This is a genomic window from Paenibacillus sp. RUD330 (assembly GCF_002243345.2).
GTDB lineage: Bacteria > Bacillota > Bacilli > Paenibacillales > Paenibacillaceae > Paenibacillus_O.
This window is the reverse complement of sequence record NZ_CP022655.2, coordinates 369,959-390,603: the sequence shown is the minus strand read 5'-3', so window position 1 is coordinate 390,603 and position 20,645 is coordinate 369,959. Positions and strand designations below refer to the sequence as shown.

15 protein-coding genes and 1 pseudogene are annotated in these 20,645 nt (G+C 59.5%); 5 read left to right on the top strand and 11 right to left on the bottom strand.

The genetic code is table 11. The features are described from left to right. The first annotated feature begins 254 nt into the window (after positions 1 to 254). The gene (locus tag CIC07_RS01785) at positions 255 to 863 is read left to right on the top strand and encodes a manganese efflux pump (protein ID WP_234993057.1); all 609 of its coding nucleotides are present in this window, start codon (positions 255 to 257) and stop codon (positions 861 to 863) included. Between the two features lie 4 nt (positions 864 to 867). Here the strand turns inward: CIC07_RS01785 and CIC07_RS01780 are convergent, their stop codons facing one another. Next, positions 868 to 1,512 carry a peptide-methionine (S)-S-oxide reductase MsrA gene (locus CIC07_RS01780; protein WP_234993058.1) on the bottom strand — a complete coding sequence of 215 codons (645 nt, stop codon included), beginning with the start codon at positions 1,510 to 1,512 and terminating at the stop codon, positions 868 to 870. Positions 1,513 to 1,664: 152 nt separating this feature from the next. Between CIC07_RS01780 and CIC07_RS01775 the strand changes: the two genes are divergently transcribed. Then, complete coding sequence (locus tag CIC07_RS01775) at positions 1,665 to 3,551, top strand: S-layer homology domain-containing protein (protein WP_076359046.1); 1,887 nt, start codon at positions 1,665 to 1,667, stop codon at positions 3,549 to 3,551. 111 nt (positions 3,552 to 3,662) lie between these two features. Here the strand turns inward: CIC07_RS01775 and CIC07_RS01770 are convergent, their stop codons facing one another. Then, complete coding sequence (locus CIC07_RS01770) at positions 3,663 to 5,249, bottom strand: MDR family MFS transporter (RefSeq protein ID WP_076359047.1); 1,587 nt, start codon at positions 5,247 to 5,249, stop codon at positions 3,663 to 3,665. 176 nt (positions 5,250 to 5,425) lie between these two features. Between CIC07_RS01770 and CIC07_RS01765 the strand changes: the two genes are divergently transcribed. The 3 genes and pseudogenes from CIC07_RS01765 to CIC07_RS01760 all read left to right on the top strand — a co-directional run bounded on the left by CIC07_RS01765 (position 5,426) and on the right by CIC07_RS01760 (position 7,611). Further along, entirely contained in the window at positions 5,426 to 6,328 is a 903-nt protein-coding gene (locus CIC07_RS01765) for a TetR/AcrR family transcriptional regulator (RefSeq protein ID WP_159442453.1), read from the top strand. A 68-nt stretch (positions 6,329 to 6,396) separates the two neighbouring features. Further along, positions 6,397 to 6,851 (top strand): annotated as a pseudogene (locus CIC07_RS25805) (DUF6978 family protein). Next, a complete protein-coding gene (locus CIC07_RS01760) occupies positions 6,838 to 7,611 on the top strand; it encodes a DUF1829 domain-containing protein (RefSeq protein ID WP_076359049.1) in 774 nt (257 codons plus the stop codon). The pseudogene CIC07_RS25805 and the gene CIC07_RS01760 overlap by 14 nt, the downstream one beginning before the upstream one ends. Positions 7,612 to 7,710: 99 nt before the next feature. Here CIC07_RS01760 and gntK read toward each other — a convergent pair whose 3' ends face one another. The 9 genes from gntK to CIC07_RS01715 all read right to left on the bottom strand — a co-directional run bounded on the left by gntK (position 7,711) and on the right by CIC07_RS01715 (position 20,585). Next, entirely contained in the window at positions 7,711 to 9,234 is a 1,524-nt protein-coding gene (gntK, locus tag CIC07_RS01755; RefSeq protein ID WP_076359139.1) for a gluconokinase, read from the bottom strand. Positions 9,235 to 9,512: 278 nt separating this feature from the next. After that, the gene (locus CIC07_RS01750) at positions 9,513 to 10,871 is read right to left on the bottom strand and encodes a GntP family permease (protein WP_076359050.1); all 1,359 of its coding nucleotides are present in this window, start codon (positions 10,869 to 10,871) and stop codon (positions 9,513 to 9,515) included. Positions 10,872 to 10,892: 21 nt separating this feature from the next. Continuing rightward, positions 10,893 to 12,536: a response regulator transcription factor gene (locus tag CIC07_RS01745; protein ID WP_076359051.1), complete on the bottom strand. Its 1,644-nt coding sequence runs from the start codon at positions 12,534 to 12,536 to the stop codon at positions 10,893 to 10,895. Beyond that, positions 12,514 to 14,349, bottom strand: a complete 1,836-nt coding sequence (locus tag CIC07_RS01740; protein WP_234993059.1) for a sensor histidine kinase — start codon at positions 14,347 to 14,349, stop codon at positions 12,514 to 12,516. The genes CIC07_RS01745 and CIC07_RS01740 overlap by 23 nt, the downstream gene beginning before the upstream one ends. After that, the gene (locus CIC07_RS01735; protein WP_076359053.1) at positions 14,306 to 15,628 is read right to left on the bottom strand and encodes an ABC transporter substrate-binding protein; all 1,323 of its coding nucleotides are present in this window, start codon (positions 15,626 to 15,628) and stop codon (positions 14,306 to 14,308) included. The genes CIC07_RS01740 and CIC07_RS01735 overlap by 44 nt, the downstream gene beginning before the upstream one ends. Before the next feature lie 1,105 nt (positions 15,629 to 16,733). After that, on the bottom strand, positions 16,734 to 17,060 hold the full coding sequence (locus CIC07_RS01730) for a DMT family transporter (protein WP_048744404.1): 327 nt from the start codon (positions 17,058 to 17,060) through the stop codon (positions 16,734 to 16,736). Positions 17,061 to 17,329: 269 nt separating this feature from the next. Then, positions 17,330 to 18,160, bottom strand: a complete 831-nt coding sequence (locus tag CIC07_RS01725) for an energy-coupling factor transporter transmembrane component T family protein (RefSeq protein ID WP_076359054.1) — start codon at positions 18,158 to 18,160, stop codon at positions 17,330 to 17,332. Beyond that, entirely contained in the window at positions 18,157 to 19,875 is a 1,719-nt protein-coding gene (locus tag CIC07_RS01720; protein WP_076359055.1) for an ABC transporter ATP-binding protein, read from the bottom strand. Before CIC07_RS01720 ends, CIC07_RS01725 begins: the two co-directional genes overlap by 4 nt. 146 nt (positions 19,876 to 20,021) lie before the next feature. Then, entirely contained in the window at positions 20,022 to 20,585 is a 564-nt protein-coding gene (locus CIC07_RS01715; RefSeq protein ID WP_076359056.1) for an ECF-type riboflavin transporter substrate-binding protein, read from the bottom strand. Positions 20,586 to 20,645 lie beyond the last annotated feature (60 nt).

The window sequence follows — 20,645 nt, the reverse complement described above, 5'->3', positions numbered from 1 at the left end:
CCCCGCAGGCGAAAAACAGGCTCCCGGTTATGATTAATAGCTCTCTGTTGTCTTTCTTTGTTAGCGCCCGTTAGCTTCACCCCTCTTGCCGCATCGAGGCATCTGAGCACAAAAAAAGCCCGGCTCCGGGCTCTCATGTATGCCGGAAGAGGCGGCAATACCCGATTCAGCAGCCCCCTTGTCGATCGAGGCCATGTCCGGCACTCCCGAGCCCATGGGCGCATAGGCTAAGAAGCATATTCAAGGATGGAGGAATGACCATGCACTGGCTCAGCATCATCGGCATCGGAATTGCCGCCAATCTCGACAATCTCGGGATCGGGATCGCTTTTGGCGCGAAGAGAACGCTGATTCCATTCCGATCGAACCTTCTGATCGCGCTCCTCTCCATGGCCGCGACATGTCTCGCCATGCTTGGCGGCCATTTCCTCGCCGACTTTCTCGATCCCGATGCCGCCAACGGCATCGGCGGAGCGCTCATCGCCGTCATGGGCATCCTGGCGCTCATATCCGGCTTGAGAGAGGCAAGCAGGGCTGGATTGGCGGCTTCGCCAAGCGGCGGCACCCTCCTTCAAAACCCCCTGCGGGCCGACCGCGACGGCAATCAGATTCTGTCCTGGAGCGAATGCTGGGCTTTGGGGCTCGCCTTGTCGCTCAACTGCATCGCCAGCGGCATCGGAGCCGGAGCCACCGGACTGTCCGTGACGGGCGTGACGCTCTCGATCGGGATCTTCTCGCTGATAACGGTCGGCATCGGGGCCGGCATCGGCGTCCGCTTGGCCCGCACATGGCTGGGCCGCTACTCCAACGCGATCGGCGGCCTTCTGCTCGCGGCCATCGGACTCTACGAGATCTTCATCTGACCGGCTACCAGCGGATCTCCTTGAGCGCCGCCGCATACTGCCTCTTCCGTTGTTCCGCAAGCTCCCAGCCGGCCATCTCCTCCAGAATCCGCTGGCGGTTCGTATAGCCTTTGGCCAGCCCGTTGAGACGGGCAGCCAGCGTCGAGGCTTCCATTTCCGCGCGGGACGGGAACAAGGCGTCCAGCTTCTTCACCGCATCGGGAAACCTTTTGAGGTTATGCTTCTGATGCCGCTCCTCCGCCGCCCAGAATTCCGCCGTCTCGGCAATCTCCGTATCCGGCACGGGCTTTCCTTCGAGCGCCAGGCCGCCCAGCTTCTCCCGGATCGCCTCCAGCTGCTCCCGGCCGCTCCAAAAGACGATGGACTGGTACTGCCTGTCCTTGTACCCGTTGATAGTGGCCGGATTATGGCTGCTCCAGAACAAATCGAGCAGCTCGCGGTAGGAGATGGCCGAGGGGTCGTATTGAAGCTGCACCGTCTCCGAATGGTCCCCCATATGCCTGTAATCCGGGTTGCGCGATGTCCCTCCGGCATAACCGGTCCGCGTACGCAGCACCCCGGGCAGCGAGCCGAACAGCGCCTCCGGCCCCCAGAAGCAGCCCATGGCGAAGGCGGCGCTGGCTTTCATGTCATGAAGATCATTTCCCATTCTTCCTGCCTCCTTAGTGAACCTCCCGCATCCGAGCCTTTCCGAATTCGATCTATTGTTGGCTGCTCCTCTTTCAATTATCTCCATTCATCCCGATAATATAGTAAAATACTCCCATACTCATCCGATCTTCCAGCAAAGGAGCAGGACTTATGAATCAATTGAAACTGAAGGTTGTATGGATCGCTCTCTCTATTACCCTTTTGCTTCCGACTTTCGCGCACGCTGCGGAGGACAAGCCTTCTTTCACCGATGTAAGCGGGACCTTCTGGGCGCGCGACGCCATCGACAGCCTGGTGCAGCTAGGGGTGCTCAAGGGCTTCGAGGACCGCAGCTTCAAGCCTCAGGCACCTGTCACCCGCGAGCAGTTCGCCCAGATCCTGACGCTGAGCTTCTATCTGGATCTTCCGACGGACAAGCTCCAATCGTTCCAGGATGTATCCTCTTCCCGCTGGTCCTACTCCGCCATCGAGGCCTCCAAGGATTTTTTGACGGGATATTACCCGCCCAGCGGCAAGGCTTTCTTTGACCCGACAGGGAAGGCCACCCGCGAGGACGTAGCGGTAGCGCTCGTCAAGACGCTCGGCTACCAGCCCGACGACCTGGTGGACAAAGACATCTTGAGCCGCTTCCATGACGACGACGAGATTTCACCTAACCTCCGCAATTACGTGGCTCTCGCCGTAGAGAAGAAGCTTCTTACCGGATACAACGACTGGACTCTCAAGCCTGCCGACGGCGTCACCAGGGCCGAGGCCGCATCGCTTGTCTATCGCGTCATCAAAAACGCCTCGGGAGACAGCCAGGCATCCCTGTCCCTCAATGTCGAGGCACCGGAAAAGACATCCTCCCCGACGTTCTACATCACCGGCGATGTGACGAAGGGAGCCAGCGTTTTCATCAACAGCAAAGAGGCGGAGGTCAATCAAGGCCAGTTCCGCGTAGCCGTCCAGCTCCAGGATGAAGGCACCTATACGTATACCGTGACGGCCCGTATTCCAGGAGGCAAGACCCAAACCGTGACCAGAAAAGTCGTCTTTGAAAAGGGAGCTCCGGTACTGGAAGTAACCGGCGTGCCGGAATCGACGGACAAGCAGTCGGTTACGGTGTCCTGGAAAGTCAAAGACGACAACGATTATGATCCCGAGGTCTACGTGAACGATGAAAGGCGGAGCTACGGAAGCTCCCTGGAAATCCAGCTCAAGGAAGGCGTCAATACGATCAAGGTGAGGGCGACGAACCGTTACGGCCGCTCCACTGAGGTCGTCAAGCAGGTCCTGTTCCAAGCCGGCGGCCCCGCCTTGACGGTAGGGGAGCTGCCTGCCTCCACGAACAAGGAAACCGTAACCGTCACATGGACCGTCAAGGACGGGAATGATAACTCCCCCAAGGTCTACGTCAACGATAAGCTTCAACCCTACGGAAGCAGCACCGTGGTCGCCCTCAAGCAAGGCGTCAATGCCATTGTCGTCCGCGCCGTGAACTCCCTCGGGAAGGAAACCGTGGTGGCGAAATCCATTTCCTTTGCCAGCGATGGCCCCGTTCTGAAGGTCGGCGACGTACCCGAAAGCACGACGAAGAGCACCTTCAGACTGACTTGGACGGTAACGGACTCCAACGACAGCAGCCCGAAAGTATACGTGAACGATGAACAGAGTCCATACGGCTATGCCTCCTTCACCCTCAAATCCGGAGCCAACACGTTCAAAGTCAAAGCCGTTAACAAACTGGGGCAAACGGCGGAGACGATACGCACCATCACCTTCAATCCGTCCGCTCCGGTCCTCACTCTCGGATACGCCCCGGAGAAAACATCCTCCGCACGTGTGACGCTGACATGGACCGTATCGGATGAGAATGATTACTCGCCCAAACTATTCCTGAACGATCAATTGATCTACAGCGGCGGCGGAAGCGTCAGCCTGGATCTGAAGCCAGGCCTCAATACCTTCAAGCTCGCAGCCGCCAACAGCTATGGCAAAACGACCGAGATCACCTATACCGTCACCCTGGAAGAAGCTGCACTTGTCCCAGGCTGATTTCAATGCCTCCTACCAAACAACGCTCCCCGGAATAGGGGAGCGTTGTTGCTGCTTATCTCGAGGATGCCTCTGCTGCGTTGTTTCCTGCTCAACGAGCCTTAATGAGCCTTAATGAGCCGCATGAACGGACTGGCCGTCCTTGGCGTTCTCGGAATCCCGCTGGATCCGCTTGCCTCCGACCAGCAGCGCGACCAGGATGCCCAGCGCGACGAACACGAGCCCGGTAAGAGCCACCGTCTCGAAGGAATCCACCCAAGCCTGCTGGATGAACAGCACAACCTTGTCCTTGAGCTCCGCCGGAAGCGGGAATTTGTCGGGATACACGATGACGCTGAACAGGTCCACGCCGCTCTTCTCGATGCCCTCGACCGCCTGGACGACGTCGCCGCTGCCGCCGGCCTTCGCCTCTGCGGACATCGTCTCGACATTGGAGCGCAGCGTATTGTTCATGACGACGTTGAGCACCGTGACGCCGATCGTGCCGCCGATGGAACGGAAAAAGGTCGATGCGGACGTGACCGTGCCGAGCCGGGTTTTCGGGAATTCGTTCTGCACGGCGATCATCAGCGTCGGCATGACCAGACCCATGCCGAGTCCGAGAATGACCATGTACACATAAGCGGTCCACTGCGATGTGTCCAGCCCCATCGTGCTGACCAGGTAGAAGCCGCCCGTCGTGACGAGCATGCCCGCTGCCAGAACGGTGCGGTATTTGATGCGGAGCAGGAGCTGGCCGCCGATCACGCTCGCGACGATCAGCGCGATCATCATCGGAGTCATCGTGGAGCCGGCTTTTGTCGGGGACACCCCGAGAATGCCCTGCATATACAGCGGCACGAACATGATGGCTCCGAACATGCCCAGGCCCAGCAGGAAGCCGAGGCCGTTCGTCACCGAGAAGACGCGGTTGCGGAACAGCGAGAGATCGAGCACGGGCTCGGCCGCGGACTTCTCCGCCAGAAGAAACAATGCCGTAAAGAGGAGCGCTCCGCCGAAGATCAGGCAGCTTGTGCCCGACGTCCAGGCGAACTTGTCGCCGCCGAAGGTCAGTCCGTACAAGAACAGGATCAGAGCCGGAACGAGCGTGACGATGCCCAGGTAGTCGATGTTGGCCTTGCCTTCCAGGCGGACCGTCTCCTGCTTCAGCCCGATGTAGATCAGAAGCGCGGAGATGATGCCGAAGGGCACGTTCATCAGGAAGATCCAGTGCCAGCTGACGTTGTCGACGATGACGCCGCCGATGAATGGACCGATCACCGAGCTGAGGCCGAAGATCGCCCCGAATACGCCCTGCCACTTGGCCCGCTGCTCGGCGGTGAAAATATCGCCGATGATCGTCTGCGACAGCGGCATCAGCATGCCGCCGCCTATGCCCTGGAGGCCGCGGTACAATACCAGCTGCTCCATGGAGGTGGCCGTGGCGCACATCGCGGAGCCCGCGGCGAATATGATGGCCCCGATCAGATAGAGCAGCCGGCGGCCGTACATGTCCGACAGCTTGCCGACGATCGGAACGACGACGGTCGAAGCGATCATGTAGGCGGTCGTCACCCAGGCGAAAATCTCGAAGCCTTGCAGCTCGGTGATGATGGTCGGCATCGCCGTGCCTACAATCGTCTGCTCCAAGGCGCTGAAAAACATTCCCATGATAAGGCCGGTAAGCACCCATCTCCGGTTGATGCCGGTTGATTGCATGTTGATCCCTCGCTTTTTGACCGTTCGGTCATATGGTATAATGAAGCCGGAAGAGAATAGAAAAGCTTATCAAGCCTATGATTTTATTTGCTTTCCCAATCCTATCCATTCAAAACACAGCACTTATTATAGTTCTGTTTGACCGCTTGGTCAACTGCTTTGGGGGCGAGTTATTCATGGATAAAAGAGAACGGATCCTACATCACGCCATGGAGCAATTCATGCAGAAAGGCTATCACCAGACGACCATGCAGGATATCGCGGACGCGGCCGGCATCGCCAAGGGCGGAATCTACTTCTACTTCAAATCGAAGGAGGAATTGATTCAATCCGTATTCGAATCCTATCTCGAGCGCATGTCGGCCATGCTGACGGCTACGGCAGCCCGCTATGAGCCGGGCTCCAGGGAGAGCCTCTTCCAGCAGATCAAAACCCAGCTGGACGAGCTGACCTCCCACAGCAAGATGCTGCTCCTGTTCTCCAGCGGCCAAATCAGCCTGAGCGAGCGGATGAGGGAGCTCTCCATGAATGCGCGCCTCCGTTCGTTCGTCTGGTTCCGCAACCAGCTGGTCGGCGTCTACGGCGCGAGGATCGAGCCTCACGCCTTCGACCTGACCGCGCTCGCGACAGGGCTGGTCAGCGAGTATATCGGCTTTATCCTGCTGAATGACGTCCGGCTGAGCTCGGCGAAACTCGCCAGGATGATTGTCCGGCGGCTGGAAGACTCCGTCCGCGGGCTAGAGAATTCCGGGGACGAGCCTGTGCTGACTTCGGAGGCATTCCGCACCTTCTACCCCGAGGGGGACTTCGGGGACGGGGCAGAACGGCGCCGCCTCGTCGAGGCGGCAGCAGCTCTGCTCAAGCGGCTGGAGCCGGAGCTCGAGAGCGATGCCGGCCGGATCCATCGGCATGCGGCCGGCATGCTCCAAGAGGAGACGGCTTCACCTGCTCCAAGGCCGGTGGTGATCGAGGGCATGCTGGCGCTGCTTCAGGCCGTGGACGGCTTGAGCGGATGGCCGGAGACGGCGGCGGTCCGAACGGCGCTGGCCGCTTGGAACGACACAAGCAAGCAATCCTGAAAATGTCCCCTTCTATTTTCCAGATATGGTATAAATAAATCATACACTGGGCAAAGAGGGGATTTTCTTTGATTACGGATATTGAAGCAGAACGACTGCTGCGCTTATTGAAGGAGCTCGTAGTAAATCGCCCAATAGCATTTCCTCCTTTAAAAGCGTTTGTAACCCTCGAAGCGGTTGCTCCAGGAACAAACGAACAGTTTCAAATCGACATTGTCCGAAAAACTCTTCACGTGCGGAAATGCACTTATCAAACACGGCACAAAAAGTCCGTCCCTTCATTACGAGTTGATATCGGCGGCCCACCTCATACGAACCCAGATGGCGTCGAAATCCCCTGTCCGCACATTCATGTTTACAAGAAAACTATGAGGACAAATGGGCTTATCCCCTTCACATGCATATGAACACAGACCCCGATGACTTGGTTCAGGTATTAATTGACTTCCTGGAGTATAATAATGTAACGAATCCTCCTAATGTAATTCGTCAAGTCGAGGTGACAGACATTGAACCTAGTTGAACAATTATCGGAATCATATGTGAACTGGCTGAGGCAAAAAATCGTATTCAAAGAGATTAACGACGACGCCATTGAAATAACGACTCCTTTTATGGATAGGCATAATGATCACTTCCAAATCTACGTCCAGCAATCGAAGTCCAATAAATTAATGGTGAGCGATGCTGGATATGTCATAACCGATTTGCTTTTATCGGGTTGCGACGTATTTTCATCCCCCAAACGAGAACAGATGCTTCGTACCATTCTCAATGGTTACGGCGTGAAGGTTTCAACGAATAAAGAACTGTATGTTGAAACAACTTTGGAGAGTTTCCCGCAAAAGAAACATATGCTTGTCCAGGCTATGATGACCGTTAACGATATGTTCATGACGTCTAGGCAGAACGTACAGAGCATATTCCTTGAGGAAGTCGATCATTTTCTATTCGAAAACGACATTCGGTTTGTTGAAAACATTAACTTCACAGGAAAGTCAGGCTTTCCACAAACCTTTCACTTTGCCGTTCCAAGATCCAAAGAAAAACCTGAGCGAATCTTGCAAGCCATAAATAATCCAACCATGCAGTATGCTGAAACTCTTTTGTTTGCGTGGACCGATTCCAAACAGAACCGCAGACCCGATTCCAAGCTTTACGCGCTTTTAAATGACTCCGAGAAAAAAATAAGGCCAGGGATTTTAAACGCTTTTCATGAGTATGAGGTCGAACCTGTCTTATGGTCTCAAAAAGGGCAGTATCTGGGTGAATTAGTTGGGTGAAAGGAAGCAAATACTTAAAAAAGCAAGCTTAATAACTATAAACCATTAAAGCTGAAAAGGCCGCCAGCCGGATTACCGGCTGGCGGCCTTTCTTTATGTTCACACCCATTTGCTCTGAAAATCCGCGATGCTCTTGTACTCGTCCTGCAGCAGCCGCGACACGCGGATATAGATCCGGGCAAGCTCTTGGTAGATCTCCGTATGCTTGGGAATCGGCTCATGCCGATAAGTGCCGCCGACCATCTCCGACACGACGCCGAGAGAACCGACCTCTCCGATCGCGTACAGGCCGAGAATCGCCGCACCGAGGCAGGAGCTCTCGACGCTCTCCGGCACATGCACCTGCTGGTTGAAGATGTCGGCCATCATCTGACGCCACAGCTCCGAGCGGGCGAAGCCGCCGGTGGCCTGGATTTTGCCCGGCTCTCCGATCAGCTCCTGCAGAGCCAGGAAGACGGTGTACAGATTGAGGATGACGCCTTCCATCGCGGCTCTGATCAGATGCTCCTTCTTGTGGTGAAGCCCCAGGCCGAAGTAGGAGCCCCGGGCATTGGAATCCCAGAGCGGAGCCCGCTCTCCGGACAGGAACGGATGGAAGATCAGGCCGTCCGAGCCCGGCTTGACGCGAGCGGCGATATCCGAGAGCAGATCGTACGGATCGCGGCCGATCCGCAGCGCCGTCTCCTTCTCGGAAGCTCCGAGCTGGTCGCGGATCCAGCGGAAGATCATGCCGCCGTTGTTGACCGGCCCCCCGATGACATACATGTCCTCCGTAAGCACGTAGCAGAAGATCCGTCCCTTGGGATCGACGCGCGGCTTGTCGGTCACGGTGCGGATCGCCCCGCTCGTGCCGATCGTCACGGCGACGACGCCGGGGTCGATCGCATTGACGCCCAGATTCGAGAGCACGCCGTCGTTGGCTCCGACGACGAACGGAGTCTCGGCCGGCAGGCCCATATGCTCCGCCCACGTCCCGTCCAGGCCCGTCATGACATGGCGGGTCGGGACCAGGCGGGACAGCTTGGACGGGTCGACGCCCGCCACTTCCAGCGCGCCCGCGTCCCAGTCCAGCTCATGGATGTTGAACAGACCCGTCGCCGAGGCGATGGAATGGTCCACGACGTACTCCCCGAACAGCTTGTGGAACACGAACTCCTTGATGGAGATGAACTTGTCCGCCTTGCCGAACAGCCCGCCTTCCTCGTTCCGCAGCCAGAGCAGCTTCGCCAGCGGCGACATCGGATGGATCGGCGTGCCGGTGCGCAGGTAGATCTCATGCCCGTCATGCTCGCTCTTGATGATGTCCGCCCAGCGGGCGCTGCGGCTGTCCGCCCAGGTGATGCAGCGGGTGAGCGGCTTGCCCGTCCCGTCGACGGCGATCAGGCTGTGCATGGCGGCGCTGAACGACACGCATCTCACCTGTGCCGGGTCCACTCCGCTCTCCAGCATGACCTGCTTGATTGAGCCGACGACGGCGGCGAAAATCTCCTCCGGGTTCTGCTCCGCGGTCGCCGGCGTCGGCGAATAAAGCGGATATTCGATATGATGCACGGCCTTAAGCTTGCCGTCTGTCGTGAACAGGACGGACTTGGTGCTCGTCGTTCCGATGTCGGTGCCGATCATATAGGCTTGGCCCACTTTTCAACCTCCTCCCGATGGATGGCCGTATTGAACGCAGACATGGATGCCGCATTACGGTCGCTGTTGAAGACGGAGTGCCGGACCGAACCCTCGGCAGAGGGCGAAGCCCGCCGTTTTCAAAAGCGAACGCTCAACGGCTTCGGAGAAAAACCCTTCGTGCGCATGCGGATGCTTCTCCGGAGCCTATCCATGTTCGGCTTTTTCCGGTCAACCTGCAAAGGGAAAAGCGAACGCCGGCGTCCGCCTCTCCCCGTTATGAGTTAAATAAACAGATCCAGCACAAGAATGAACCCGAGCGCCGCCACCGAAATGATCGTCTCCAGCGCCGTCCATGTCTGCAGCGTCTCCTTCACGGTCATGCCGAAGTATTCCTTGATCAGCCAGAAGCCGGAGTCGTTGACATGGGACAGGATCAGCGATCCCGCTCCCGTCGCCAGCACGAGCAGCTCGGGGCTGACGCCCGGCATGGCGACGGCGATCGGAGCCACGATGCCGGCCGCGGTCATCATCGATACGGTCGCAGAGCCCGTCGCGACGCGGATCAATGCCGCGATGCCCCAGCCGAGCAGAATCGGGGACAGATGGGACGAGGTCGCCAGCTCCGCGATGTAATCGCCGATGCCGGAATCCAGCAGCACGCGGTTGAACGCGCCTCCCGCTCCGATGACGAGCAGGATCGTCGCCGTCGGCGCCAGGCAGTCGTTGGAGAACTTCAGCACCTTCTCGCGGCTCATGCCGCGGAAGAAGCCGAGGCTGAAGAACGAATAGATGGTCGCGATGAGCAGGGCGACAACGGGGTCGCCGACGAACTTGAAGAAATCGTACAGGCCGGCATAATCCGCCTTGCCCTTGAGCGATACGTCTGCGATCGATGCCGCCAGCATCAGGATAACCGGAACGAGAATCGTGAATACGGTGTTGAAGAAGCCGGGAAGCTCCTTGTTGTCCACGTTCTCCGTCAGCTGGTCGCCGATCGCCTTCGGCACTTCCTTATGGATGCGCTTGCCGATCCAGCTGCCGTACAGCGGGCCTGCGATGATGGCGGTAGGCAGGCCGACAATGAGCGAGAAAAGAATCGTCTTGCCGACATCGGCGTTGAAGATGCCTACGGCCGTCATGGCTGCCGGATGCGGCGGCACAAGGCCGTGCACGACGGACAGGCCCGCGACGAGAGGCACGCCGATCTTCACGAGCGACACGCCAGTCTGGCGGGCGATCGTGAACACGAGCGGGATGAGCAGGACGAAGCCGACCTGGAAGAAGACCGGGATGCCGACGATGAACGCGACGACCATCATCGCCCAGTGGACGTTGCGCTGGCCGAACAGCCGGATCAGCGTCGTGGCGATGCGCTCGGCGCCGCCGGATTCGGCCATCATCTTGCCCAGCATCGTGCCGAGCGCCAGGACGATCGCCAGCAGGCCGAGCGTGTTGCCCATGCCCGTCTTAATGGAGTCGACGATGCCCACGGGGCCGTCCTTGACGGAGAGCAGCGGCATGCCGGCCGCCAGTCCGACGCCGATCGCCGTGACGATAAGCGCGACGAACGGATTGATTTTCGCGACCGTGATCAGCAGAAGCAGCACAACGATGGCGAGCAGAACGATTACTAACAGCATAATACAATCACCTCTTGATTGTCATTTGGTCGGGTTGCCGGGTTGAACATCCGCATACAGGTCCCGGTATTCCTGCGGCGTCATGCCGAACTGCTTCTTGAACGCGAAATTGAAGGAATGCGGCCTCTGGTAGCCGAGGCTGGCCGCGATCTCATAGATTTTGGCGGAGCCGCCCTTCAGCAGCTCCTCGGCCTTGCCCATGCGGGCCGCCTGCATGTAATCGCTCAGGTTCTCCCCCGTCTCCAGCTTGTACAGCTTGGAGAGATAGACCGGGTGGAGATGGACCCGGTCCGCCACCGCCTGCAGCGACAGGTCGCCGGTAATCTGCTCCTCGACGTACCTCTGGATCGCGCGGATCAGATCCGCCCGCGAATCCTTCGTCTCCTTCTGCATGTCCTCGCGGATGCGCCGCAGCGTCCGCAGCGACCATTCCTTCAGCTGGTTCACCGAGCGGAACGGAGGCGCCTCGGTCATCGCCGCGTAATCGCCGCCGAGCAGATCCGACAGCTGGCGGCCGTTCTTGTGGGCGATATAGGCATAGGCACCGGCCAGCGTGAAATAAACCTCGAGCAGCAGCTCCTGCGAGCCGGCCCCATCGGATTCCAGCTCGGCGAACACCCGCCGCAGCTTGTTCTCCATCTCGCCCCATTTGCCCGCGTCGAACAAGCGGATCAGCGCAGGCGGCTCATAGAGGCTCTCCAGCGGCTTGATGCCGGCATCGAGACCGGTATCCTCGAGCCTCATGAACAGCTCCCGCTCGTCGCCGATCCGGCCTCGGAAGGAATCCACGAGCCGGCCGTACAGGCCGGGAATCTCCTCCGGGAACCTTCCTTCCTGGCAGACCATGACGGAAATTTTCGCCTTCAGGTACGAGGAGACCGCCGTCTGCAGATCCGCAGCCGTGCGCTCGAACCAGGCGGCATCATGGCCATGAGGCGAATCCAGGCGCGGAGCCATGGCGTACACATAGTATCCGTAGGCATCCTTGGCCGGCCAGATTGCGTAGCGCGTGCCGAACAGCTCTCCGGCCATGTTGCCGATCGCGTATTCCTTCCATTCCGGATTTGGCGGTCCGTACTGGAGGAACAGCTCGTCGAGCCGCACGACCATGAGCGAGCAGCGGCTCCACTCTCCGCCGGAGAGGTCCAGCAGCTCCATCTTCTCCCGCAGAGCGGCCTCTTCGGGAATCCGTCCCTGCAGCAGATCGAGCAGCAGGGAAGCCCGCATGAGCGGCAGATTTTCCTTCAGCGCGTAGCTCAGCCGCTGCTGGGAGATGACCTCCTCCCATTCCTCCTCGAGCTTGCCGATGGCCGAGCGGACGGCGGCGGTCAGCTCTTCCTCCTTCACCGGCTTGAGCAGATACGCCTCCGCCTGATGGCGGATCGCTTCCTTGGCATAGTTGAAGTCGGAGTAGCCCGACAGCAGGATGCATTTCGTCTTCGGCCAGCTGCTGCGGATCTCCGCGATCAGCTCCAGCCCCGACATGCCCGGCATCCGGATATCGGATACGACGATGTCGATCGAGAACTGCCGCAGCAGCTCCAGAGCCTCCACGCCGGAGTAAGCCTTGAATACCTGCTCGACACCGATGTCCTGCCAATCGACGGTCGCCGCCAGCCGGTCGACCACATGGGCCTCGTCATCAACGATGAGCAGCTGCCCCATCTTCTCCGCCTCCTTCTTCCTCGGTTGGGCCGCCGCTACCGTTGCCGCAGCGCCATCTCAGCTCCGCGCGGAAGCCCCCGTCCTGCCCGGCATCCAGCAGCAGCCCGGAACGGCCGCCGAACTGGTACCGCAGCCGCTGATGCACGTTCCAGGTGCCGCAGCCGATCTCGTCCGACATCGGCTCGCTGAGCTGCCTGCGCAGCCGGTCCAGCCCCGCGGCGTCCAAGCCGGCGCCGTTGTCCTTCACGACGAGGCTGCACCAGCCGCCTTCCTGCCGGCCTTCGATGACGATGCAGCCTCCCTCGAGGCGCGGCTCGATGCCGTGCACGATGGAGTTCTCCACGAGCGGCTGCAGCAGCAGCCTCGGAATGAGGACCTCCTGCAGCTCTTCCGGCACGTCGATCTCGTATTGAAGCCGGTCCATCCTCAGGTTGTGGATCGTCAGGTAGCTGCGCACCAGCTCCAGCTCCTCCCGCACGGGAACGAGCTGGTTTTCCAGACGGGTCGAGTAGCGGTAGTAGTCGGCGAGGTTTTCCGCCATCGCGATGACCGCATCCCGGTCCTCCATCATCGCCGAGTTGGCGATGAAGAACAGCGAGTTGTAGAGGAAATGCGGATTGATCTGCGACTGCAGCTGCTTGAGCGTCGCCTCGCGGGAGCGCAGCCGCTCCGTGTATACGTCCTCGACCAGCACCTGGATTTTGCCCGCCATCTCGTTGTAATGCCCGATCAGATCGTCGAACTCGCTCCCCGCCTTGTAATCGATCCTCGAGGAGAAGTCCCCGCTGCTCATGCGGCGCACGCCGCGGATCATCTTCTGCAGCGGAATCTGCACGTTGCGGTAGAGCAGCAGCGCCGAGACGAATCCGATCAGTACAAGCGCGGCGATCGAGCCGTAGAACCAGTTGCGGACGGATGTGATGGGACTGAGGATCCGCTGGACCGGGACGTAATCGGCCAAATACCAGCCGAGCTGAGCGGACTTCACATAGCTGACCAGATAGGACTGGCCGCCGGTCTCGATCGTCTGCTGGCCTCTGGGCGCCTCCGTCCGGCTCAGCACTCCGTCCCGGATGGCCTCCGCCATGGCGCGGTCCGAGCTGCTGCCCATAATGAGCTCCTGACCGGGACGGTACAGGAAGGGATCGCTGCGCTTGTCCTTGCGGTACAGATCCAGCAGATCCCGCAGCGCCTCCGCCGGGAAGCGCACCTGGAACACCGCGTCCGCCTCGCCTGCTAGTCTGGCGTCCGCAGGCTCGGCCGTCTCGCGGAGGAACGTTCCCGCCGGGTTGCCCCGCGACAGATCCTCCTCGTACGTCCATTCCTTGCGGATGGGCTTGTCCCAGCCCCAGACGGCCGCTCCGTTGACGTAGATGTTCGAGCTCAGCACCGAGCTCTGCCGCGGCAGAGCGATCGACAGGTCGTTCGTCCAGCTGCCGGAAGCGCTCTGCAGGCTCAGCTTCTCCCGGATCCGCGACTGCGCCTTCAGCGGGTTGGTCTGCGCCTCCCCTTCTCCGGCGACGTAGTCGCGGATATGGGGGTCGTAGCTGAGGATGACCGGGAACAGCGACAGGCTCTCCATGACGCTGTCCATCCGGTTCGCGAAGAAGCCGAGCTCGCTGAGGTTGGAGGAGCGCAGCTGCTCTTCCACGATCTTTTCCGCCTGACGGTTGGAATAGCTGTACAGCAGCAGGACCGGAATCAGCAGCAGCGCCAGGACGGCGACCACCTTGGTGAACAGGGACACCCTGCGCCGACCGGTCCCGAGGCTATTCGCGATCCAGAATCGATTGAAGAACCGCATTCTGCTCATCCGCCTTCTGCTTGATGTCCGGGTAGCCCGTCATCACCCGCTGCACGATTTCCCCTACCGCTTCCCGCGCTTCGGCCACATGGACCGCCACCGGACGGTCGTGGTCGATGCCGGTATCTCCGTAGCCGCGGATCACAGCCGCCAGCTCCGGCGGGAACGCCGCCGTGCCTTCCGGCAGGCTCCATACGGACTTGCGGGCGCCGGTATTGCCCAGCGCCTGAGCGGCCAGGACGTTCTCCTTGCTGGTCGCCCAGCGGATGAACGCCCACGCCGCGTCCTTGTCGGCCGTCCGGGGATTCATCGCCATGCCCCAGGAGGTGATGCTGTAGGTCCGGGAGCCTCCCGAGCCCGCGGGGAACGGCGCGAAGCCGACCTTGTCCGCCACCTTGGAGCGTCCGGGGTCCGTGACGCTGTGGTAGATGGATGTCGCATCCGTGTAAAAGGCCGCTTTGCCTTCCGCGAAAAACGCGATCGCCTGCGGCCAGGACATGTTGATGACATCCGGAGGTCCGTAATCCCGGAGCAGCCCTCCGTACAGCTTGAACGCCCGGATCGCCTCGGGCGTATTGATGGCGGCCTTGCCGCCTGAGGTGAAGTCCCCGCCTTCGGAATAAAGAAACGACGATACCTGCGTCACGAGCGGCGAGCGCTGGCCTCGGGAGACGAAGCCATAAATGCCGCTGGCCGGATCATGGAGCTTCCGCGCCGCCTCGGCCAGCTCTTGAAGCGTCTTCGGAACCGGAATTCCGGCCTGCCGCAGCAGATCCTTGCGGTAATACAGCACGCCCTGCTCCGTAACGACCGGAATGCCCGCCAGCTGTCCGTCCACCGTAGCGGAGCGGACAGCCTGGGGCGAGAAATCGCTCCAGTCGTAAGCCGCGTCCTGCTTCACATAGCCGTCCAGATGCTCCAGCCAGCCGTTGCGGTCGAACATCCGCCCTTCCTGCAGCGGCCGGTACATGAACACATCCGGCGTGCCCGTGCCGCTCGTCAGCTGCAATATAAGCTTCTGGGTAAGCTGATCTTCAAAATAACTTTGGACGATGACGTTCATGCCCGTCTCCGCCTCGAATTCAGGCAGGAGCGGCTTGATGACATCGGCCCAAGGATGGTTTGCCGCCGCGAACACGAGGGTTTGGCCTTGAAACGGCTTGTCCGGCCCTGCTCCGCCTTCTCCGCCGGACCCTGGTCCCGCGCAGCCGGCGAGCAGCGCCATTGCCGCGAGCAGCGCCATTGCCGCCAGGCGGCCTGTTCTGGCCGCTTTTGGCCCGTATTTCATGCTGCTTCCCCCTTGCTGCCCTTCGGCATGCTTAACGATAACCCAGCGCGCAAGCACGGGATATAACGAATACTAAATATAATAACCACCGTTCAAGCAATTGTTGCGGGAAAGGGAGATTCAGGGAAAAGAAAGACTCCTCTGGATAACGGAGGTTCATTTTCACGAGGACATAGCTCGATGCTGCCTCCTGTGCCTCCTGTGCTATTCGGTGTATAGGCCCTTTGCCGAGGCTGTTATCGGTTATTTCATGGATGCCTCACCTCTATGGCAGATGTTTTGGCTGTGGGTGCGGCCGCATTATGGTTAGTTGGATGCTTGCGGGGCGTTGCGGGGCGTTGCGGGGCTTGCGGGGCTTGCGGGGCTTGTTAATTACTTGAGGTTTGTTTATGGACCTATTGACTGCGGGTGTTATCGCAGTAGTAAGAGGGATTGGTAACCAAAAAACGCCGGATGAAGACAGTCTAGAAGCCTTCCTGTCAGTTAACGGACATACGATCCGCTATTTGCACAAATTTACCCATTCAAAAAAATTTAACGGACATAGGATCCCCTATTTGGAGGAATGGCCCCTGAAAATAGGCTTTTAACCTCAAATAACGGATCCTATGTCCGATAAGTGCATGAATGGGCGGTTTTCCCAAAAATAGCGGATCCTATGTCCGATACGATTTCATGTCCGACTCGACCCAGGTCCGTTACATTTTATGGCTGACACTAAACCCTTAACCCTCCGATTGCGAAGCCTTCGTCCTTTCAGATCCTATGGGTCCGATTGCGAAGCCTTCGTCCTTTCAGATCCTATGGGTCCGATTGCAAAGCCTTCGCCCTTTCAGATCCTATGGGTCCGATTGCGAAGCCTTCGCCCTTCCAGATCCTATGGGTCCGATTGCGAAGCCTTCGTCCTTTCAGATCCTATGGGTCCGATTGCGAAGCCTTCGCCCTTTCAAACCCTATGCGTGCAATGGAGGAGCCTTCGTCCTTTCAAATTGCAGTGCCTGCGCCCTTTCAAACCCTATGCGCGCAATTGCGCAGCCATCGCCCTTTGCCAATTCTGCGGAATCTATGGATTCCCTGTCCGTCACCTCGGCTTCGCCAATGACCTTTAGTGCGCAGCGCCCTTCAAATTCAGCACGACAACGCCGGCGACGATGAGCGCGATGCCGATCGCGGTCGTCATGCTCGCCGTTTCCTTGAACACGATGATGCCGATGGCAGCCGTGATGACGGTCCCGACACCGGACCAGATCGCATACGCGATTCCGAGCGGAATATGCTGAAGAGCGAGCGACAAGCAGTAGAACGCGATGCCGAATCCGGCTACCGTGCCCAGGCTCGGCCACAGCCTGCTGAAGCCGCTGGATGCCTTGAGCATGGACGTCCCGAAGATTTCGCTGACGATGGCCGCAGCCAGAAACAAGTACCCCTTCATGCCGAACACCTTCCCCGAAAGGCCCAAGTGAACGCGGGCCGAATGAACAATCCGTTCCAGTATACCATCCCATCCCGCGCCTCGCCCCTCAACCTCGCCTCCTCTCTTCTCGGACCGCAGAGTCTTCTGTCCACCTTGCAAAAGCTCGGACCGCAGGGTCTTCTGCCCACCTTGCCAAATCTCGGACCGCAGGGTCTTCTGCCCACCTTGCAAAAGGAAGCGCTCAACGGCAAACGCCAAAACCCCGGCCTCCGGGGCCGGGGTTCCTGTTAGTGAAACGGATTGTAGAACCGCGAGCCGTCGCGGAAGGTGAGCCAAGCCGCCGCGGCAGCGATGGCGACGGCAAGCGCCACAGCCGCGTAATCGCCCGCCCGGAAGGGCCGGGCATTGTACCAGGTGCGGCTGCGCCCACGCCCGAAGCCCCTCAGCTCCATCGCGGCGCTCACCGTCTCGATCCGCTGCACGCTTGTAAGAATCAGCGGCATGAGGATGCCGACGACGTTCTTCAGCCTCTTGAGCAGCTTCTCCTTGCGGGAAATATCGATGCCGCGAGCCTGCGCCGAGTGCGAGATGTTCTGGAAGTCCCGCTGGATGTCCGGAATGTAGCGCAGGGCGATGCTGACCGAGTAGGCGATGCGGTAGCTGATGCCGATCCGGTTCAGGCTGGAGGCGAACTCGCCGGGATGGGTCGTCAGGATGAACAGCAGCGCCATCGGAATCACAGTCATATATTTGAGGGCGATATTGAACTGATAGAACAGCTGCTCCTTCGTGACCCAGTACCGTCCCGCCAGATGCAGCAGATCGTGCCGGATGCCGTAGATCTTGACGCCCTCCAGCGGAGAGAACAGGAAGATGGCGATATGGTTCAGCAGGAAGAAAAACAGAATTAAATAGAGCACGAAGCCGTAGTCGGCGAATTTGACCCTGGACACGGCAAAGGCGGCGACCGCTAGAAGAAGCATGAACGCCAGCGCCCTCGTGTCGTACGTCATCATCGCCGTCACCGACCAGAGGGCGAAAAACGCCAGCTTGGCGGCGCCGCCAAGACGGTGGATCGGAGAATCCTGGTGGCGGTAAGCGATCATCCTGGCTTTCATGAGCGTCTCGCCTCCCTGTCGCGGGCGATGAAGCGCCGCACGAATTCTCTCGGCTCCCCGATGCCGGCGCGGGATGCGAGACGCTGGAGCGAAGTCTCCCTGAGACTCGCCTCCTCCACGAGAGCGGCGTCGGTCAGCACATCAGCCGGCAGGGCGTCGGCGAGCACCCGCCCCTCGCCGATGACCAGCGTCCGCTCCGCGTATTCCAGCAGCAGATGCATGTCATGCGTGATGACGACGATGCTTTTGCCCCGTCGGTTCAGCTCCAGCAGGAATTCCATCATCTCGTTGTAATGGCGGAAATCCTGTCCCGCCGTGGGCTCGTCGAGGATGATGACCTCCGGATCCAGAACGAGGATGGACGCGATCGTGACCCGCTTCTTCTGCCCGTAGCTTAGCGCCGAGATCGGCCAGCTGCGGAAGGGATGCAAGCCGCAGATCTTCAGAGTCTCCAGCACGCGCTCGGAGATCTCCTCTTCGCCGACCCCTCGCAGCTGCAGGCCAAGCGCGACTTCGTCATAGATGAGATGCTTGGAGATCATATGGTTGGGGTTTTGCATGACATAGCCGATCCGCTCCGAGCGCTCCTTGATCGTATCCCCCGCGATATCCCGTCCCCGATAAAGAATCCGTCCCGAAGTCGGGCGTCCGAAGCCGCAGATCAGCCTGGAAAGAGTCGACTTGCCTGCGCCGTTGCGGCCGACGATGCCGACCAGCTCACCCGCTCCGATCGAGAGCGACAGGCCGGACAGCACCTCCTTGCCCGCTTCGTAGGCATACGAGATGTCTTCCAGCTCCAGCACCGGCTCCCGCGCCAAGAGAGGCTGCGCGGTCTCCGCCGCCTCATGCCAGGCTTGCAGCCGATCCGCGGCTCCGTTCTCCAGCGAGACAGTCTCGATGCTGGCCGGCTTCAGCTCCGGACCGATGGGACATCCAGCGTATCTCAGCGCCGTCAGGTAAAGCGGCTCGCGAAGCCCCAGCCCACGCAGCGTCGAGGAGCTCAGCAGCTCCTCCGGGCTAAGATCCGCGACAATACGCCCTTCTCCCATGACGATGATCCGGTCCACGCTCCGGTGCAGAACTTCCTCCAAGCGATGCTCGACGATGATGACGGTGCAGCCCGTCTGCCTGTGGATGTCGTCGATCATCTCCACCGCGAGTCTTCCCGCCTCGGGATCGAGGCTGGCCAGCGGCTCGTCGAACAGCAGGATGCCAGCTTCCCCGACGAGAACGCCGGCCATCGAGGTGCGCTGCTTCTGTCCGCCGGACAGCGATTGCGGAGACGCATCCAGATGACCTTCCATGCCTACGCTGCGGGCAGCAGCCGTTACTTTCGCCTTCATCTCGGCTTGCGGCAAGCCGTCGTTCTCCAGAGTGAACGCGATGTCCTCGGCCACGGTCATGCCGACGAACTGCCCGTCGGGATCCTGCAGCACCGTGCCGACCTTGCGCGACAGCGCGAAAATATCCAGCTCGGCCAGGTTCCCGCCGCCAATGAGAGCTTCCCCTTCCATTTCTCCGGAGTGGAAATGGGGGACAAGCCCGTTGATGCAGTGCGCGAGCGTGCTTTTGCCGGACCCGGAAGGACCGACGATGAGCACCTTTTCGCCCTCATGGATAACCAGATCGATATCGTGCAAGGTAGGCTCGCTCTGGGCGCGGTATTGGAAAGAAAATCCCTTGAATTCGGCCGCCGGCCTACGGTTGTCTCCCATGTTGATCGACCTCTTTCTGCTAGAGCCTCGGCCCTGTGGATGAAGAAAAGCCGGCTGCTTGGCGCCGGCTTCGGAGCATGCTGGAAATCCCTTGAAGCAAATATGGAAACCATGCGTTCCACAGCTGCAGGTCCAGCATTCGCGGATTACGCTTCCCGGGTCAGGCTGCCTTTCTTGACGCGGGTTCTGCCGTAGGCGGCGAGGAGCAGGGTGCCGAGGATGGCTACCGTCACAATATTGGATGCTCCGGCTACCAGTCCCTGCGTATACACCTTGTTCGCCGGCTCGGCGTAGATGAGGATGTCCAGCGACGGCGCGATCACGAACCAGGCGACGGCATTGGCTGCGATCTGATAGAGATTGAAGCGGATGATCGTCTTGATGCTGAAGTTCCCGTCGTCAATAGCCGCTCTCACCTTGCCCGAAGCCAGGCCGATGATGAGGCCCACGGCTGCGGATGCGATGATCCAGCTGAACCATGGCGTGCCGTATGTAAGATCCTTGAGCGTGTGTCCGATGAAGCCGATCAGCACTCCAGCCAGCGGTCCGTACAGGACGGCGAACAGTGCAAGCAGTGCATAGGTCGTCTCCACGTTGGTGTCCGGAATCCAGGTTGGAATCGATCCGAATCGGCCCAAAATGGTGAACAGCGCAGAGCCGATTCCGATCGCTACGACCGTCTCGATCGGATTTCGTTTGGAAAAAGCCATGCTTTTCTCCCCCTAATTGAGAGCTTGTCAGCTCGATGTTAGGAAGATTATATATCGGAA

Bases quoted from the DNA above. Each gene is read 5' to 3' on its own strand.
- CIC07_RS01765 (WP_159442453.1), top strand. From the start codon at position 5,426: ATGGATAAAAGAGAACGGATCCTACATCACGCCATGGAGCAATTCATG.
- CIC07_RS01780 (WP_234993058.1), bottom strand. From the start codon at position 1,512: ATGGGAAATGATCTTCATGACATGAAAGCCAGCGCCGCCTTCGCCATG.
- CIC07_RS01775 (WP_076359046.1), top strand. From the start codon at position 1,665: ATGAATCAATTGAAACTGAAGGTTGTATGGATCGCTCTCTCTATTACC.
- CIC07_RS01740 (WP_234993059.1), bottom strand. From the start codon at position 14,349: ATGAGCAGAATGCGGTTCTTCAATCGATTCTGGATCGCGAATAGCCTC.
- CIC07_RS01785 (WP_234993057.1), top strand. From the start codon at position 255: ATGACCATGCACTGGCTCAGCATCATCGGCATCGGAATTGCCGCCAAT.
- CIC07_RS01735 (WP_076359053.1), bottom strand. From the start codon at position 15,628: ATGAAATACGGGCCAAAAGCGGCCAGAACAGGCCGCCTGGCGGCAATG.
- CIC07_RS01745 (WP_076359051.1), bottom strand. From the start codon at position 12,536: ATGGGGCAGCTGCTCATCGTTGATGACGAGGCCCATGTGGTCGACCGG.
- CIC07_RS01750 (WP_076359050.1), bottom strand. From the start codon at position 10,871: ATGCTGTTAGTAATCGTTCTGCTCGCCATCGTTGTGCTGCTTCTGCTG.
- CIC07_RS01715 (WP_076359056.1), bottom strand. From the start codon at position 20,585: ATGGCTTTTTCCAAACGAAATCCGATCGAGACGGTCGTAGCGATCGGA.
- gntK (WP_076359139.1), bottom strand. From the start codon at position 9,234: ATGATCGGCACCGACATCGGAACGACGAGCACCAAGTCCGTCCTGTTC.
- CIC07_RS01725 (WP_076359054.1), bottom strand. From the start codon at position 18,160: ATGAAAGCCAGGATGATCGCTTACCGCCACCAGGATTCTCCGATCCAC.
- CIC07_RS01720 (WP_076359055.1), bottom strand. From the start codon at position 19,875: ATGGGAGACAACCGTAGGCCGGCGGCCGAATTCAAGGGATTTTCTTTC.
- CIC07_RS01770 (WP_076359047.1), bottom strand. From the start codon at position 5,249: ATGCAATCAACCGGCATCAACCGGAGATGGGTGCTTACCGGCCTTATC.
- CIC07_RS01730 (WP_048744404.1), bottom strand. From the start codon at position 17,060: ATGAAGGGGTACTTGTTTCTGGCTGCGGCCATCGTCAGCGAAATCTTC.